This is a genomic window from Halalkalibacter oceani (genome assembly GCF_040544555.1).
GTDB classification, from domain to species: Bacteria; Bacillota; Bacilli; order Bacillales; family Bacillaceae_D; genus Halalkalibacter; species Halalkalibacter oceani.
In genome coordinates this window covers 133,615-148,023 of the sequence record NZ_JBEPKD010000003.1, presented here as the reverse complement: position 1 = coordinate 148,023, position 14,409 = coordinate 133,615, and the positions used below count along the sequence as shown (strand labels likewise).

Sequence of the window (14,409 nt, the reverse complement as noted above, 5' to 3'; positions counted from 1 at the left end):
AAGAATAGAGGAGGGACAACGATGAAAAAAGGCTTACTAACGATCATCAATCAAAGAGAGCTGACTAGAAATGTCGTCGAAGTAACATGTGAGGGTGAGCTTGCCGGCTTAATGAAAGAACCGGGACAATTTCTTCATCTTCGCGTCAGTGAAACAGACGATTTGCTGTTGCGCAGACCGGTCAGTATTTGCGATGTCGATCTTGAACGGAAGCAGGTCAAAATGCTCTACCGGATCGAAGGGAAAGGAACAGCGCGCCTCGCGGCCAAGCCAGTGGGGACGGCGCTCGACGTGCTTGGCCCGCTTGGTCACGGGTTCCCGCTTGAGGCGACAGAGCGCGGGGAAACGGCCTTGTTGATTGGTGGAGGGGTAGGCGTCCCTCCTCTCTATTATTTGTCAAAGCAGCTGCTGGCACGAGGCGTCAATGTCATTCATATTCTCGGCTTTCAATCGGCCGAAGATGTCTTTTATGAGCAGGAATTTAAAGAACTGGGACCGACCTATGTCGCGACCGTTGACGGAACGAGAGGAACGAAAGGATTTGTCACAGATGTGATCTCGCGCGAATCGCTGGAATGTGATACACTTTATGCTTGTGGACCGACCCCAATGCTTGAGGCTCTTTCGGCTTTATATGCCGATCAACGGGCGTTTTTATCGCTTGAGGAACGGATGGGCTGTGGGATTGGCGCCTGCTTCGCCTGCGTCTGTCATGTCGCTGGAGATGAAGCGGGGACAAGCTACCGGAAAGTGTGTACAGATGGACCTGTCTTTGCTGTAGGGGAGGTAGTGCTATGAACCGTTTAGCTGTCAATTTACCTGGTTTAACGATGCGAAATCCGATCATGCCTGCTTCAGGCTGCTTCGGCTTCGGGAAAGAATACGCCGACTATTTTGATTTGGCTCAATTAGGGGCGATTGCGATCAAAGCGACGACATTTGAGCCGCGTTTCGGTAATCCGACGCCGCGTGTCGCTGAGACCGCCAGTGGTATTCTGAATGCGATCGGCCTGCAAAATCCCGGCCTCGAATCCGTGCTCGCCAATGAGCTGCCGTGGCTCGAGCGCTATGATGTGCCGATTGTTGCCAACGTTGCCGGAACGAATATTGATGACTATGTGGAGACAGTGGCCCGCCTTTCTGAAGCCGCCAATGTCGCCGCGATCGAGCTGAATATTTCCTGTCCGAACGTTAAGCAGGGCGGGATTGCCTTTGGAACGATTCCCGAAGTGGCCGCAGAGTTGACTCGTGAAGTAAAAAATGTATCAGCTGTGCCTGTCTATGTCAAGCTCTCCCCGAATGTCGCTGATATTGTCAGCATCGCCAAGGCGGTGGAGGCTGCCGGAGCGGATGGGCTTTCCATGATTAATACATTGTTGGGGATGCGGATTGATCTGAAATCACGCCGGCCGATTTTAGCGAATGGCTACGGCGGCTTGTCAGGACCGGCCGTCAAGCCTGTTGCGATCCGGATGATTCACCAGGTGAGTCAGGCCGTCGATCTTCCGATTATCGGAATGGGCGGGATTCAAACGGCTGATGACGTCATTGAATTCATGCTGGCCGGAGCGAGCGCAGTCGCTGTTGGAACGGCGAATTTCACCGACCCGTTAGTTTGTCCGACGATTATTGAACAACTCCCCCTTCGCTTAGATGAGCTTGGAGTCGAACACGTCACAGATCTTATTGGAGGGAGCTGGAAGGAAACATGCAACGTCCCCTTATGATCGCGTTGGATATTGATAGTAAGGAAAAACGTCGGCAGCTTTTAGCCGAGTTTGATGATGAACGGCTTTTTTTGAAAGTCGGAATGGAGTTATTTTACCGTGAAGGACGCGCGGTTGTGGAAGAGCTGAAGCAGGCAGGGCATCAGATCTTTCTCGACCTGAAGCTGCACGATATTCCAAATACGGTCTCACGGGCGATGAGAAGCCTTGCCGAGCTTGACGTCGATGTCGTCAATGTCCATGCGGCCGGCGGAAAGAAAATGATGACAGCGGCGCGTGAAGGACTGGAGCAAGGGACGCCAGCCGGCAAGCAACGTCCGCTTTTGATCGCGGTCACTCAATTGACAAGCACAAATGCGGAGATGCTTGCGAAAGAGCTGCTGATTGGCGAGCCTTTGCAGGATGTTGTCCGCGCTTATGCGAAATCAGCCGCAGAAAGCGGAATCGAAGGTGTCGTCTGCTCGGCGCAGGAGGTGCCGCTGATTCATGAAGCCTGTGGCCCGAATTTTTACACGGTTTGCCCCGGCATTCGCAGACAAGAGGATGCGGCCGGTGATCAAATCAGGATCGTCACCCCGGGTGAAGCGTACCGGCTTGGAAGCTCGGCAATCGTCGTCGGAAGAAGCATCACAACGGCTGAGCGCCCGTATGAGGTCTACCAAGAGATGAAAAACGAATGGGAGGGAAAAGCATGAGAGAACGTATTGCCCGTTATTTATTAGACATTGAAGCGGTTCATCTCCGCCCAAATCAACCATTTACATGGACATCGGGTATCCGGTCGCCGATTTACTGTGACAACCGCCTGACACTCTCGTACCCGGAAGTTCGCCGGACGATCATTCAAGGATTCGTCGACTATGTGAAAACAGAAAAGATTGACGTCGATGTCATTGCCGGCACGGCAACAGCCGGGATTCCGCACGCTGCCTTGTTAAGTGAGGCACTGGAACTGCCGATGATCTATGTCCGTGGAAGCGCGAAGGGACACGGCAAGCAGAATCAAATTGAAGGAAAAGTCGAGCCGGGACAGAAAGTGATCCTTGTGGAAGATTTGATTTCAACCGGAGGAAGCGTCATTCAGGCCGCTGAGGCACTCCGGGAGAATGACGTCGAAGTCGTAGGGGTTGTCGCTATTTTTACATATGAATTCAAAAAAGCGGAAGAGGCGCTCAAGGAAGCCAAGCTGCCGACGTACATTCTCACCTCTTATTCCGAGCTGCTGAAAGTCGCGATGGAAAACGGCACGCTGACCGAAGAAGAAATGGAACGCCTCGCCGAATGGCGCAAAGACCCAGCCTCCACAGACTGGATTAAAGTAAAGAAATAAAAAAGAGGTGACGTTCCTCTTTTTTATTTCTGAAGCCGCGAGCATAGGCAGCACCATGTTTTAAAGCGAGCAGGAAAACGGGTTTCTTTCCTGCTCGCACGTGCAAGCCGAAGCCGCGGTCTCCTTGGGACAGACTACTAAGTTGGATCAAAAAAAGAGGTGACGTTCCTCTTTTTTATTTCTGAAGCCGCGAGCATAGGCTGCACCATGTTTTAAAGCGAGCAGGAAAATGGGTTTCTTTCCTGCTCGCACGTGCAAGCCGAAGCCGCAGTCTCCTTGGGATAGACTACTAAGTTGGATCAAAAAAAGATAAGAGTCTTACTACATTTTTAGATGTAGCAAGGCTCTTTCGATTTGTTTATGCGATCTGAAAAATAATAGGGCGTCTTTTTTATTTCCGCAATGACCGGACGAGGTCTTCGTCGGGGGTGACGAACAGCGTTGTTTGCTGTTCATAAATGACAAAGCCGGGCTTGGCTCCGTTCGGCTTTTTGACATGGCGGATGCGCGTGTAGTCGACCGGCACAGAGCTTGACTGGCGCGCTTTGCTGAAGTAGGCGGCCACGGTGGCCGCTTCCTGCAATGTCGTCTCGTCAGGGTCGGTGCTGCGGATCAGCACATGAGAGCCGGGGATGTCCTTCGTATGAAGCCAAATTTCATCCTGGCGGCCGAGCGTGTTTGTTACATAATCATTTTGCTTGTTGTTTTTGCCGACAAAAAAGTCAATTCCGGTTGAAGAACAGTACTGCTCTACCTGCGGCTTCGTCTCTTTCTTTTTCTTCTTCGGCGCGTGACGGCGGCGAAGATAGCCCTCCTCCATTAGCTCTTCACGGATTTCCTCAATATCCCGCGGTGCGGCTGATTCGGTTTGCTGAATGAGCTGATCAAAATAAACGATTTCCTCTTCGGCTTTTTTGATTTGCTCTTCGACGACCTTCAGCGAATTTTTCGCCTTGTTATAACGCTTGAAATAGCTTTGCGCGTTTTGCGAGGCGGTTTTTTGCGGGTCGAGCGGAATGATGATCTTGCCCGCATTTTCGTCGTAATAGTCAATCACCTCGATCTCCTTCGCATGGCGTGGAACGAGGTGGAGATTGGCGGTCAGCAGTTCGCCGAGCTTTTGATAGAGCGCGGCCTGCTCGGCCTGTTTCAGCGTTTTTTCGAGCTTCTTGATTTTCTTCTCGTTTTTTTGCTTTTCGTTGCGGAGAAAGCGTTCGAGATCATGAGCCTGCTGCTTGACGCGATCGCGCTCAGCCTTGCCGAAATAAAAGCGGTCGAGCAGCTCACTGACCGTGGCAAAATGTCTTCTCTCTCCGTCGACATGCTGCAAAGAAAAAGGGGAAAATAGCTCCTTGCCTTGCTTTGTGACGAGCATTTCCGGCTGATAGCGGTGCTCGCGTGCCATGGAAATGACGTCAAGCACGGCTGGCGGCAACGTCGCTTTATTAACGACAGAGCCGGCGCGGTACAGCATTTCAGCAGCGAGCTGCGGGGAAAGACCGGCAATTTGTTCGACGAGCTGGCGGTCGATTTTCCCGGCGTTGAAATCAATCCGCCGCAACAGCTGCTCCTCATCGAGCGCAAATGGATCAGCTTTCTCCTGGTTTGGCGGCAGCTTATACGCATGGCCCGGAAGCACGGTCCGGTAGCTGCTTTGGGACAGGCTGATATGCTTGATGCTGTCCAAAATAAGGCCTGACTCGGCATCGACGAGCGTGATGTTGCTGTGGCGTCCCATAATTTCCACATAGAGCTTTTTGAACGATTCGTCGCCAAGCTCGTCCTTGCTGCGCAACGTGAAAATGATGATCCGTTCCATCTCAAGCTGCTCGATGCTTTCAATCAGACTTCCTTCCAGATGCTTGCGCAGCAGCATGCAAAACATCGGCGGAACAGCCGGATTGTCATACTTCTCGGTCGTTACATGAATGCGCGCGAAATTGGCGTTGGCCGAAAGCAGGAGCTGGTGGTTTTTTCCGCGGGCGCGAATTGTAAAAAGCAGTTCCGTTTTAAACGGCTGATATATTTTAGAAATTCTTCCTGACGTCAACAAATGGGAGAGCTCGTTTGTGATCGCCCTTGTCATAAATCCATCAAATGACATGGCTTTTTCATCCTTCCTTATGTAAGCGGCGTATAAATTGCGATAATGAATTGCTTATCCGAGTATAGCATGTTTTTCAATTTGACTGAATAAGATGGCTTGTATAAGAAACAGAAAAACATGAGCCGTTCTATCATGGGGAAACAGAGGTGTCGCAATGAAGTGGTATCAAATGCCGGAAAATGACGTACTGCACGCATTACAAGTGGATAAGCATGACGGGCTGTCAGAGCAGGAGGTGAAGAAGCGGCTTCGCACATATGGCGGAAACAAGCTGGAGGAAAAGGAGCGCCCTTCGGCGTTATTCGTCTTTTTCGGCCAGTTTAAAGACTTTATGGTTCTTGTTCTGCTGGCGGCGACCTTGATTTCAGGCTTGCTGGGCGAGTATATCGACGCCTTGACGATTATGGTGATCGTTCTTTTAAATGGGATTTTGGGCTTCGTTCAGGAGCGCAAGGCGGAAAAGTCGCTCGATGCGTTGAAGGAGCTGTCGGCGCCGCAAATGACCGTGCTCAGGGAAGGGCGCTGGGTCAAGGTGCTTTCGACTCAGGTTGTGCCGGGAGATCTCGTCAAGCTGACGAGCGGGGACCGGATTGGGGCCGATCTTCGGCTGCTTGAGACAAGCGGTTTGCGGATTGAAGAATCCTCTTTGACAGGCGAATCTGTTCCTGTGTATAAAATGGAGCAAGTGCTTGTGCCGAGCAATGTCGAAATTGCCGATCAAAGTAATATGGCTTTTATGGGGACGCTTGTGACTCAGGGGAGTGGCGTCGGCGTCATTGTTGCGACTGGAATGAAAACGGAAATGGGAAAAATCGCCCATTTGCTGCAGGAAACGACAACGCTTGTCACGCCTTTGCAGCGGCGGCTTGAACAATTGGGCAAAATTTTAATCGCCGTCGCGCTCGTGCTGACCGCCTTAGTCGTCCTGATCGGGGTAGTCCAGGGGCATGCGCTTTATACGATGATTTTAGCGGGGGTATCGCTTGCTGTTGCGGCCATTCCGGAAGGCTTGCCGGCGATCGTCACCGTCGCTTTGGCGCTTGGTGTACAGCGGATGATCAAACGCAAGGCGATTGTCCGAAAGCTCCCGGCTGTTGAAACGCTCGGCTGCGCGTCGGTGATCTGTTCAGATAAGACAGGCACGTTAACGCAAAATAAAATGACCGTCACCCATCTGTGGGTCGGTGGTGCCGCATGGGAGGTGACGGGCGGCGGCTATGAGCCGGAAGGGACGTTTTTCAAGCATGGCAAGCAGGCTGATCCTCAGCAAAGCCGCAGGCTCCAGCAGCTGCTGAGCTACGGCTGGCTGTGCAACAACGCCACTCTTGAGCTCAGGACAGAAAAACAAGGATTGCTGCGCAGACAGAAGCAGGAATACGTGCTTGACGGTGATCCGACGGAAGGGGCGCTCGTCGTCGCGGCGATGAAGGCCGGCTACGATCAAGAAGAGCTTTCACAGCATTTTTCACGGGAAAAGGAATTTCCGTTTGATTCGACGAGAAAAATGATGTCGGTTATTGTGAAAGGACGGAACGGCCGGCGTTATGTCATAACAAAGGGAGCTCCCGACGTCATCCTGACCCAATGTAGGAGCCTCGTCTACGGGACAGCTGAGGAGCCGCTAACGCCAGCCAGAAAAAATGAAGTCGGCCAGGTTGTGAATCAGATGGCGGCTCAGGCGCTGCGGACGATCGCGATCGCCTATCGTCCGCTCGACCGGGAAGAGGATTGCCGTCAAGCATTTGAGGCGGAGCGCGGCTTAATCTTCATCGGCTTGCAGGGAATGATTGATCCGCCGCGGCCGGAGGTGAAGGAAGCGATTATGGAATGCCGCCAAGCCGGGATCAAAACGGTGATGATCACCGGCGACCATAAAGGGACAGCGGCGGCGATCGCCGGCCAGCTCGGGATTTTAACTGCGGGCGGCAAGGTGCTTGATGGCGCGACGTTATCCAAGTGGAGCGTTGTTGAGCTGGAGCAGGTTGTTGACGATGTTGCCGTTTATGCGCGCGTGTCGCCCGAGCATAAATTAAAAATCGTCAAGGCGCTCCAGGCGAGAGGTCATATTGTCGCCATGACGGGGGATGGCGTCAATGATGCCCCGGCGATCAAGGCGGCAAACATCGGGATTGCGATGGGAATCACCGGCACGGACGTCGCGAAGGAAGCGTCCTCGCTCATTTTGAGTGATGATAATTTCGCGACGATTAAAGCGGCGATTAAGGAAGGACGGAACATTTACGAAAACATCCGCAAATTTATCCGTTATATGATGGCGTCCAATGTCGGTGAAATTCTGGTGATGCTTTTTGCGATGATGCTCGGGATGCCGCTTCCTTTAGTGGCGATTCAGATTCTCTGGATCAATCTCGTCACTGACGGGCTGCCGGCGATGGCGCTCGGCATGGATCAGGCCGAAGGAGATGTGATGAAGCGTCCGCCTAGAAGTCCGACGGAGGGGGTGTTTGCCCGCGGCCTGACGTGGAAAATTTTAAGCCGGGGCTTTATGATTGGCGTCGTGACACTCGTCGCCTTCTCGCTGACGCTTGAGGCTCATCCGGATGAGCTGATTCGCGCGCAAACCGTCGCTTTCGTCACGCTCGTGATGGCGCAATTGATTCATGTATTTGATTGCCGCAGCGAATATTCAATCTATCATCGCAATCTTTTTGAAAATCGCTACTTGGTTGGGGCGGTCCTGATCTCGACATTGCTGATGCTCGCTGTCATTTATTATCCGCCATTGCAGGTGATCTTCCATACGGTCGCTTTGACAGAACGCGAATGGCTGCTCGTTTTGGCGATGGCCTCGATTCCAACCGTCGTCCTTGGCGGCTTTCAATTCATGAAAAGAAGCAAAGCGGCCAGCAAATGAGTGGTGTTGAGAACCGGGACAGAAGTCGGGGAGGAAGGGAAAAAACACGGCAGTCTCTCCGTTTCGTGCCTGCCTCGAGTTTGAGGCAAAACTAGTTAGCGCGGAAGTAGCAAGAAGGACAACATTTGCGGGCAGGCTGTTGTGAGAAACCCGCTTGAACGATCGTGGCGGTTCCGCACCCTGCTTCGAGGATGAGAAAAAAGGGAAAAACCAACCTTTTTTTCATCCTCTTTTTGCTTTTCGAGCAGAAGGATTTATCCGGCTGGCGCAATATGATAAACTCCTTGTAGGATGAGCCCGCTCTTTACCACTTGTGCAAAAAAATACAGCTGTGGATGTGATAATGTGAAAAGTATGACAGGCTATGGCACTGCCTCGGTCAAAACGAGCTTCGGTACGGTGACGGTGGAGCTGAAAGCGGTGAATCAACGTTTTCAGGAATGTCATATTCGTCTTCCCCACCACTTGCTGAAATGTGAAGAAGCGATTCGGAAGCAAGTGAAAAAGCAGATCTTACGAGGAAAAGTCGATCTTTTTGTGACGATTGAGCAGGATGCAACGAGCCTGAAGAAGCTGACGGTTGACACCGCGTTGCTCGACCAGTATATCGAAGCGGCGAATTTGATTGCCGGCCGGCTTTCTCATGGCGAATCGCAGCGGCTCGATGCGCAATCCCTGCTCTTACATACGGAAATCGCTACCGTCACTCTTGATACGGGGGAACGGGCCGAGGAAATGGAGAATGCGATTTTAGAAGCTGTCGCGCTCGCCCTGGCGTCTTTAAATGAAATGCGGCTGCAGGAAGGAGAGCATCTCTTCCAGGATATTGCCGAATCGTTGCGGCAGCTTGCCTTGCTTTGTGACCAGGTTGAACGCCAGGCGGCAAGCATGCTCGGAGACTATCAGGAAAAAATCAAAGCACGTTTGCAGGAGTATTTGAAGGAGGTCGAGCTTGATCACGATCGCCTGCTGACGGAGGTCGCCCTGCTGGCTGATAAAGCCGATATCCGCGAGGAAATTGTCAGGCTGCGCTCGCATCTAACCCAGTTCGACCATTATTTTCAGCTTGATGAGGCGATCGGCAGACGTCTCGACTTTCTCGTACAGGAAATGAACCGCGAAGTGAATACGATTGGCTCGAAGGCTCTTGACACGCAAATCAGGCAGCATGTCGTGGAAATGAAAGGCTTTATTGAGAAAATCAAAGAGCAGGTGCAAAATATTGAATAGACGCTAGAATTCGAACGAATTTTCGTATATAGTAAGATTAGTTTGGATAATACTGTTGAGAGTGTTGCTGCTCTCTGAAGTGGAGGGTATACCCATGAATATTAAATTAATTAACATCGGTTTTGGAAATATCGTCTCAGCAAACCGGATTATTTCGATAGTCAGCCCAGAGTCAGCACCGATTAAACGAATTATTCAAGATGCTAGAGACCGCAATATGCTGATTGATGCGACTTACGGCAGACGGACAAGAGCAGTGATCATCGCCGACAGCGACCATGTTATTTTAAGCGCGGTTCAGCCGGAAACAGTTGCTCAGCGCCTGACGACGAAGGAAGACGGGGCGGAAGAGGCCTAAGGCGCATTGATTCGCTAATCAGCGTTTCTTTTGCTAGAATACATATTAGATAGAGCGTGAAGGATGGTGTAGGAGGTTCCTATGAAGAAGGAGAAAGGTCTATTACTAGTATTATCGGGACCGGCAGGAGTTGGCAAAGGAACTGTCTGTGGGGCATTGCGTAAAGAGAAAACAGCGATTCAGTACTCGGTATCGGCGACGACGAGAGCTCCCCGGGCCGGCGAGGTCGACGGAATCAATTATTTTTTCAAGACAAGGGAGCAGTTTGAAAAAATGATTGAGCAGGATGAATTGCTTGAATGGGCGGAATATGTCGGCAATTATTATGGAACGCCGATCGACTATGTCAGGGAGACGATTAACAAAGGGCATGATATTATCCTCGAGATCGAAGTGCAAGGTGCCTTGAAGGTAAAGGAGCGTTTCCCGGAAGGCGTCTTTATTTTCTTAATGCCGCCGAGCCTGGCGGAGCTCCGCAATCGAATTGTTGGACGCGGAACGGAGACGGAGGATATTATTAATAAAAGAATGACCGTGGCGCGAGAAGAAATCGAGATGATGGAGAAATATGATTACGTCGTCGAGAACGACGAAGTCAATCTGGCGGTTGACCGCATTAAAGCGATTGTCACGGCCGAACATTGCAAGCGGGAACGCTTAATTGAAAAATATAAACAACTAGTGGAGGTTGACTAAATGCTATACCCTTCAATTGATTCATTGCTATCAAAGCTAGACTCAAAATATACGTTAGTGACGGTGTCGTCAAGACGAGCGCGTGAAATTCGCGAAAACGCCGCGCGCGGCCCGATGGTTGAACGTCCGGTCTCTCATAAGCCGGTCGGCGTAGCGCTCGAGGAAATTGTCGGCGATCACTTAAAGTATGAAAGAATTTCAGCAAACGAGAACGAATAGCAGTCTGGCACCCGATTTTTTAAGGGGCAGGGAAGCCGAATGCTATCCTGTTTGCCGCTTGGATATTCATCTGAGCGGCATCGCCGAAAAGCCTTGATGATGCTTGATTCGCAGGCTTTATGCGCTGATTTGAGGTTGTCTCAAAGGGTATCATGTGACCTGTTGAGACAGCCTCTTCTTTTTCTTACCTGGAGGAAGCTAAGGAAAGTAGGGGAAATGCTATGCTTAAAGGAAAGAAGGTATTACTTGCGGTAAGTGGTGGAATTGCCGCCTTTAAGGCAGCTGCGCTGACGAGCAAGCTCGTTCAGGCGGGGGCCGAGGTGAAGGTCATGATGACAAAATCCGCTCAGGAATTCGTCACGCCGTTAACGTTTCAGGCTTTGTCGCGTCAGCCTGTCTATCTCGATACGTTTCAGGAGCCTGATCCGACAAAAATCGCTCATATTGAGATCGCCGACTGGGCCGATGTCGTCGTGATCGCGCCGGCAACGGCCAATATGATCGCCAAGCTGGCACAGGGGCTCGCCGATGATCTTGTGACGACAACCTTGCTGGCGACGAAAGCACCCGTTTATCTCGCGCCGGCGATGAATGTCAATATGTACGAGCATCCGGCTGTCAGCCGCAATTTGGAGACGCTGCAAAAGGACGGGTATCGTCTTATCGAAGGAGAAGCCGGTTATTTGGCCTGTGGCTGGACGGGCCGCGGCAGAATGGCGGAGCCGGACGTTTTTCTCGCTGTACTCGACAAGCATTTTGCGATGCTCGAACAGCCGCGACTGAAAGGGAAGAAAGTGGTTGTCACGGCCGGCCCGACACAGGAAAAAATCGATCCGGTCCGCTATTTTACGAACCACTCCTCAGGAAAAATGGGCTATGCGATTGCTGAACAAGCGCAGCGGGAAGGCGCTGACGTCATCTTAATATCCGGTCCGACGGCGCTTCCTTGTCCAAAGGGGGTCAAACGGGTGGCGATTGAAACGGCGCAGGAGATGTACGAGGCCGTCACCGGTCAGTTTGCCGATGCCGATATCGTTATTAAAGCCGCGGCTGTAGCTGATTACCGGCCGAAGGAAGTGTTTACGGAGAAGCGCAAAAAGCAGCCCGGCGAATGGGCAATTGAAATGGAACGGACGATCGACATCCTGAAAACATTGGGAGAGCAAAAGCAGTCTCAGCTGCTCGTCGGCTTTGCGGCTGAATCGGAAAAGGTCGAAGAGTATGCGGCAAAGAAGCTTGAGGCGAAAAACCTTGATCTGATTGTCGCCAACGATATTTCTGCCAGCGGAGCGGGCTTTAAAGGAGATACGAATATTATTACAATTCTTACCCGTGATGGCAAAACGAAGCAATATCCGCTGCTGTCGAAGCAGGAAGCGGCCCGGCGGATTTTCGATGAACTGCTTGACTACATGAAAAGGCAGCAGCAGTCATGATCGCCCAAATTATTGTTGACGTCCCCAGCTCACAAACGGACCGCGTATTTGATTATTTGATTCCGGCAGAATGGGAAGGCGTGATCGAGCCGGGAATGAGAGTCGTCGTTCCGTTCGGTCCCCGCAAAATTCAAGGCTTTGTGATCGGGCTTTCAGACACGACAAACGTCGAAAAACCGAAGCCGATTTTTGATCTGCTTGATGCGACCCCGGTTTTAACAACGGAGCTGCTCGCGCTCGGCAGCTGGCTGTCAGAGCAAACGCTTTGCTTTAAGGTGTCGGCCTACCAGCTGATGATTCCGGCGGCGCTGCGGACGAAGGTCAAAAAGGAGCTGAAGCTCGCTGACGAACTGCATCAGCTGGCACCGGCGCTGCAGCCGCTGTTTCTGGAACGGGATGTCATGGCCTGGACGGAGGCGATCGGGCAAAATAAAGCGCTGGCGAAGGAGCTGAAGCGGGCGATTAAAGCGGGCCACATCGAGGTTCATTATCAAGTTGAGGAAAAAGGACGGAAAAAAACGGAACGCTATCTTCAGCTTGCCGCCAATTACGAGAAGCTTGAGCCATTGCCAAAGCGGGCGCTCAAGCAAGCCGAGCTGCTTGCATTTATGGAGCGGCAAACCGGGCCGCTTTCCATGGCAAGAGTGCTGGCAGAAGGACAAACGACGAGACAGACGGTGAAAGCGTTGCTCGATAAAGGCTATTTGCAGGAAAGCGAGCAGGAGGTGTATCGCGATCCACTCGCTCATGTCGAGTACGAGCGGACGGAACCATTGCCGCTGACGGAAAAGCAGGCTGCTGTCATCCGGCCGATCCTTTCGTCGCTTGATGAAGAGCGGCATGAAACGTTTCTGCTACACGGGGTAACCGGAAGCGGCAAAACAGAAATATATTTGCAGGCGATCGACCATGCGCTGAAGCAAGGGAAGGAAGCGATCGTGCTCGTCCCGGAAATTTCGCTCACGCCGCAAATGGTGCAACGGTTCAAAGGGCGCTTCGGTTCGAAAGTCGCCCTGCTGCACTCCGCTCTTTCCGTCGGTGAAAAATACGATGAATGGCGCAAAATCCAGCGCCGGGAGGTACAGGTCGTCGTCGGTGCTCGTTCGGCGATGTTTGCTCCATTTACGAATGTCGGCATCATCATTATTGATGAAGAGCATGAAACGAGCTACAAGCAGGAAGAAAATCCGCGCTACCATGCCCGCGATGTCGCGATTTTTCGCGGTCACTATTACAACTGCCCGGTCATTTTAGGGAGCGCGACACCGTCGCTTGAATCATACGCGCGGGCGCAAAAGCAAGTGTATCATCTCCTGCCTCTGACCGAACGGGTTCACAGTCGGGCGATGCCTGTGGTCGAAATCGTCGATATGCGCGAAGAGCTGCGCCGTGGCAACCGCTCGATGTTTTCCGTCCGGCTGCTGGAAGCGTTAAAGGACCGACTGGCGAAAAATGAGCAGTGTGTGCTTCTCTTGAACCGCCGCGGCTATTCGACATTTGTGATGTGCCGTGACTGCGGCTATGTCGCGACATGTGAGCATTGTGACATTTCGCTAACGTATCATCGCAGCCAGCACGCATTAAAATGCCATTACTGCGGGCATGAGGAGCGAATGCCGCAAACATGCGCCTCCTGCGGCAGTGAGCATATTCGCTTTTTCGGTTCCGGCACGCAAAAGGTTGAGGAAGAGCTGGCGAAAGTTTTGCCGGAAGCCCGCGTCATTCGGATGGACATTGATACGACGAGAAGAAAAGGGTCGCATGAGCGGCTGCTGTCCGCTTTTGGCCGGGGGGAGGCCGATATTTTGCTCGGCACGCAAATGGTCGCGAAAGGATTGGATTTTCCGCGGATTACGCTCGTGGGCGTATTAGCGGCTGATGCGATGCTCCATATTCCCGATTTTCGTTCGGCGGAACGAACGTTTCAATTGCTTGAGCAGGTTAGCGGCCGCGCGGGACGTCATGAACTTGAAGGGGAAGTCGTCATTCAATCCTATACTCCGGAGCACTACAGCATTGAGCATGTGAAAGCTCATGATTATGAGCATTTCTTTCAGGTGGAAATGGGTCACCGCCGGCAGGGACTCTATCCGCCTTATGTCTTTATCGTGCTGATAAATGTTTCTCATCCGGAAATCACGAAGGTGATCGATGTCACGGAAAAAATCGTCGCCTTTTTGAAGCGGGAGCTGGCAGACGAAACGATCGTGCTCGGCCCTGTCGCTTCCCCGCTGGCGCGGATAAAAGATAGATATCGCTATCAATGCATGATAAAATACAGGAATGAACCAGAGTTACGGCAAACGCTGCGGGAAATCCAGCAGCATTTCATGCGCGACATCAATCAGGGGCACTTGCAAGTGTCGATTGACATGCATCCTTATTTGTTCGCGTAAGGAAAGGAACAGTGTTTGAAGAGAAAGGCAGGAAA

12 protein-coding genes are annotated in these 14,409 nt (G+C 51.9%); 11 read left to right on the top strand and 1 reads right to left on the bottom strand.

Annotated elements, in window-relative coordinates:
* Window positions 1-21: 21 nt before the first annotated feature.
* From ABMB67_RS05865 to pyrE, 4 genes are read left to right on the top strand one after another with little or no spacing between them, the layout of a single operon-like run.
* A complete protein-coding gene (locus tag ABMB67_RS05865; RefSeq protein ID WP_251221961.1) occupies window positions 22-798 on the top strand; it encodes a dihydroorotate dehydrogenase electron transfer subunit in 777 nt (258 codons plus the stop codon).
* Window positions 795-1,727 carry a dihydroorotate dehydrogenase gene (locus ABMB67_RS05860; protein WP_251221962.1) on the top strand — a complete coding sequence of 311 codons (933 nt, stop codon included), beginning with the start codon at window positions 795-797 and terminating at the stop codon, window positions 1,725-1,727. The genes ABMB67_RS05865 and ABMB67_RS05860 overlap by 4 nt, the downstream gene beginning before the upstream one ends.
* Complete coding sequence (pyrF, locus tag ABMB67_RS05855; RefSeq protein ID WP_354571380.1) at window positions 1,709-2,422, top strand: orotidine-5'-phosphate decarboxylase; 714 nt, start codon at window positions 1,709-1,711, stop codon at window positions 2,420-2,422. The genes ABMB67_RS05860 and pyrF overlap by 19 nt, the downstream gene beginning before the upstream one ends.
* Window positions 2,419-3,057, top strand: a complete 639-nt coding sequence (gene pyrE, locus ABMB67_RS05850) for an orotate phosphoribosyltransferase (RefSeq protein ID WP_251221964.1) — start codon at window positions 2,419-2,421, stop codon at window positions 3,055-3,057. Before pyrF ends, pyrE begins: the two co-directional genes overlap by 4 nt.
* A gap of 391 nt (window positions 3,058-3,448) precedes the next feature.
* On the opposite strand, the gene ABMB67_RS05845 is transcribed toward pyrE, so the two are convergent.
* Window positions 3,449-5,161 carry an Rqc2 family fibronectin-binding protein gene (locus ABMB67_RS05845; protein WP_251221965.1) on the bottom strand — a complete coding sequence of 571 codons (1,713 nt, stop codon included), beginning with the start codon at window positions 5,159-5,161 and terminating at the stop codon, window positions 3,449-3,451.
* A gap of 157 nt (window positions 5,162-5,318) precedes the next feature.
* Here ABMB67_RS05845 and ABMB67_RS05840 point away from each other — a divergent pair, with 157 nt between their 5' ends.
* From ABMB67_RS05840 to priA, 7 genes are all read left to right on the top strand, one after another.
* Window positions 5,319-8,039, top strand: a complete 2,721-nt coding sequence (locus ABMB67_RS05840) for a calcium-translocating P-type ATPase, SERCA-type (RefSeq protein WP_354571379.1) — start codon at window positions 5,319-5,321, stop codon at window positions 8,037-8,039.
* A gap of 354 nt (window positions 8,040-8,393) precedes the next feature.
* Window positions 8,394-9,269 (top strand): YicC/YloC family endoribonuclease, encoded by an 876-nt coding sequence (locus ABMB67_RS05835; protein ID WP_354571422.1) that lies wholly within the window; start codon window positions 8,394-8,396, stop codon window positions 9,267-9,269.
* 94 nt (window positions 9,270-9,363) lie between these two features.
* Window positions 9,364-9,627: an extracellular matrix/biofilm regulator RemA gene (gene remA / locus ABMB67_RS05830; protein ID WP_251192096.1), complete on the top strand. Its 264-nt coding sequence runs from the start codon at window positions 9,364-9,366 to the stop codon at window positions 9,625-9,627.
* A gap of 81 nt (window positions 9,628-9,708) precedes the next feature.
* Window positions 9,709-10,323 carry a guanylate kinase gene (gmk, locus tag ABMB67_RS05825; protein ID WP_251221967.1) on the top strand — a complete coding sequence of 205 codons (615 nt, stop codon included), beginning with the start codon at window positions 9,709-9,711 and terminating at the stop codon, window positions 10,321-10,323.
* Window positions 10,324-10,542: a DNA-directed RNA polymerase subunit omega gene (gene rpoZ / locus ABMB67_RS05820; protein ID WP_251221968.1), complete on the top strand. Its 219-nt coding sequence runs from the start codon at window positions 10,324-10,326 to the stop codon at window positions 10,540-10,542.
* Between the two features lie 221 nt (window positions 10,543-10,763).
* Window positions 10,764-11,978, top strand: coding sequence for a bifunctional phosphopantothenoylcysteine decarboxylase/phosphopantothenate--cysteine ligase CoaBC (gene coaBC / locus ABMB67_RS05815; RefSeq protein WP_354571378.1), 1,215 nt, complete (start codon window positions 10,764-10,766; stop codon window positions 11,976-11,978).
* The gene (priA, locus tag ABMB67_RS05810) at window positions 11,975-14,374 is read left to right on the top strand and encodes a primosomal protein N' (protein ID WP_354571377.1); all 2,400 of its coding nucleotides are present in this window, start codon (window positions 11,975-11,977) and stop codon (window positions 14,372-14,374) included. The genes coaBC and priA overlap by 4 nt, the downstream gene beginning before the upstream one ends.
* Window positions 14,375-14,409: the final 35 nt, after the last annotated feature.

What these genes read in the sequence shown, in the direction of transcription:
- ABMB67_RS05865 (WP_251221961.1), top strand. Translation starts at nt 22, where the DNA reads ATGAAAAAAGGCTTACTAACGATCATCAATCAAAGAGAGCTGACTAGA.
- ABMB67_RS05860 (WP_251221962.1), top strand. Translation starts at nt 795, where the DNA reads ATGAACCGTTTAGCTGTCAATTTACCTGGTTTAACGATGCGAAATCCG.
- pyrF (WP_354571380.1), top strand. Translation starts at nt 1,709, where the DNA reads ATGCAACGTCCCCTTATGATCGCGTTGGATATTGATAGTAAGGAAAAA.
- pyrE (WP_251221964.1), top strand. Translation starts at nt 2,419, where the DNA reads ATGAGAGAACGTATTGCCCGTTATTTATTAGACATTGAAGCGGTTCAT.
- ABMB67_RS05845 (WP_251221965.1), bottom strand. Translation starts at nt 5,161, where the DNA reads ATGTCATTTGATGGATTTATGACAAGGGCGATCACAAACGAGCTCTCC.
- ABMB67_RS05840 (WP_354571379.1), top strand. Translation starts at nt 5,319, where the DNA reads ATGAAGTGGTATCAAATGCCGGAAAATGACGTACTGCACGCATTACAA.
- ABMB67_RS05835 (WP_354571422.1), top strand. Translation starts at nt 8,394, where the DNA reads ATGACAGGCTATGGCACTGCCTCGGTCAAAACGAGCTTCGGTACGGTG.
- remA (WP_251192096.1), top strand. Translation starts at nt 9,364, where the DNA reads ATGAATATTAAATTAATTAACATCGGTTTTGGAAATATCGTCTCAGCA.
- gmk (WP_251221967.1), top strand. Translation starts at nt 9,709, where the DNA reads ATGAAGAAGGAGAAAGGTCTATTACTAGTATTATCGGGACCGGCAGGA.
- rpoZ (WP_251221968.1), top strand. Translation starts at nt 10,324, where the DNA reads ATGCTATACCCTTCAATTGATTCATTGCTATCAAAGCTAGACTCAAAA.
- coaBC (WP_354571378.1), top strand. Translation starts at nt 10,764, where the DNA reads ATGCTTAAAGGAAAGAAGGTATTACTTGCGGTAAGTGGTGGAATTGCC.
- priA (WP_354571377.1), top strand. Translation starts at nt 11,975, where the DNA reads ATGATCGCCCAAATTATTGTTGACGTCCCCAGCTCACAAACGGACCGC.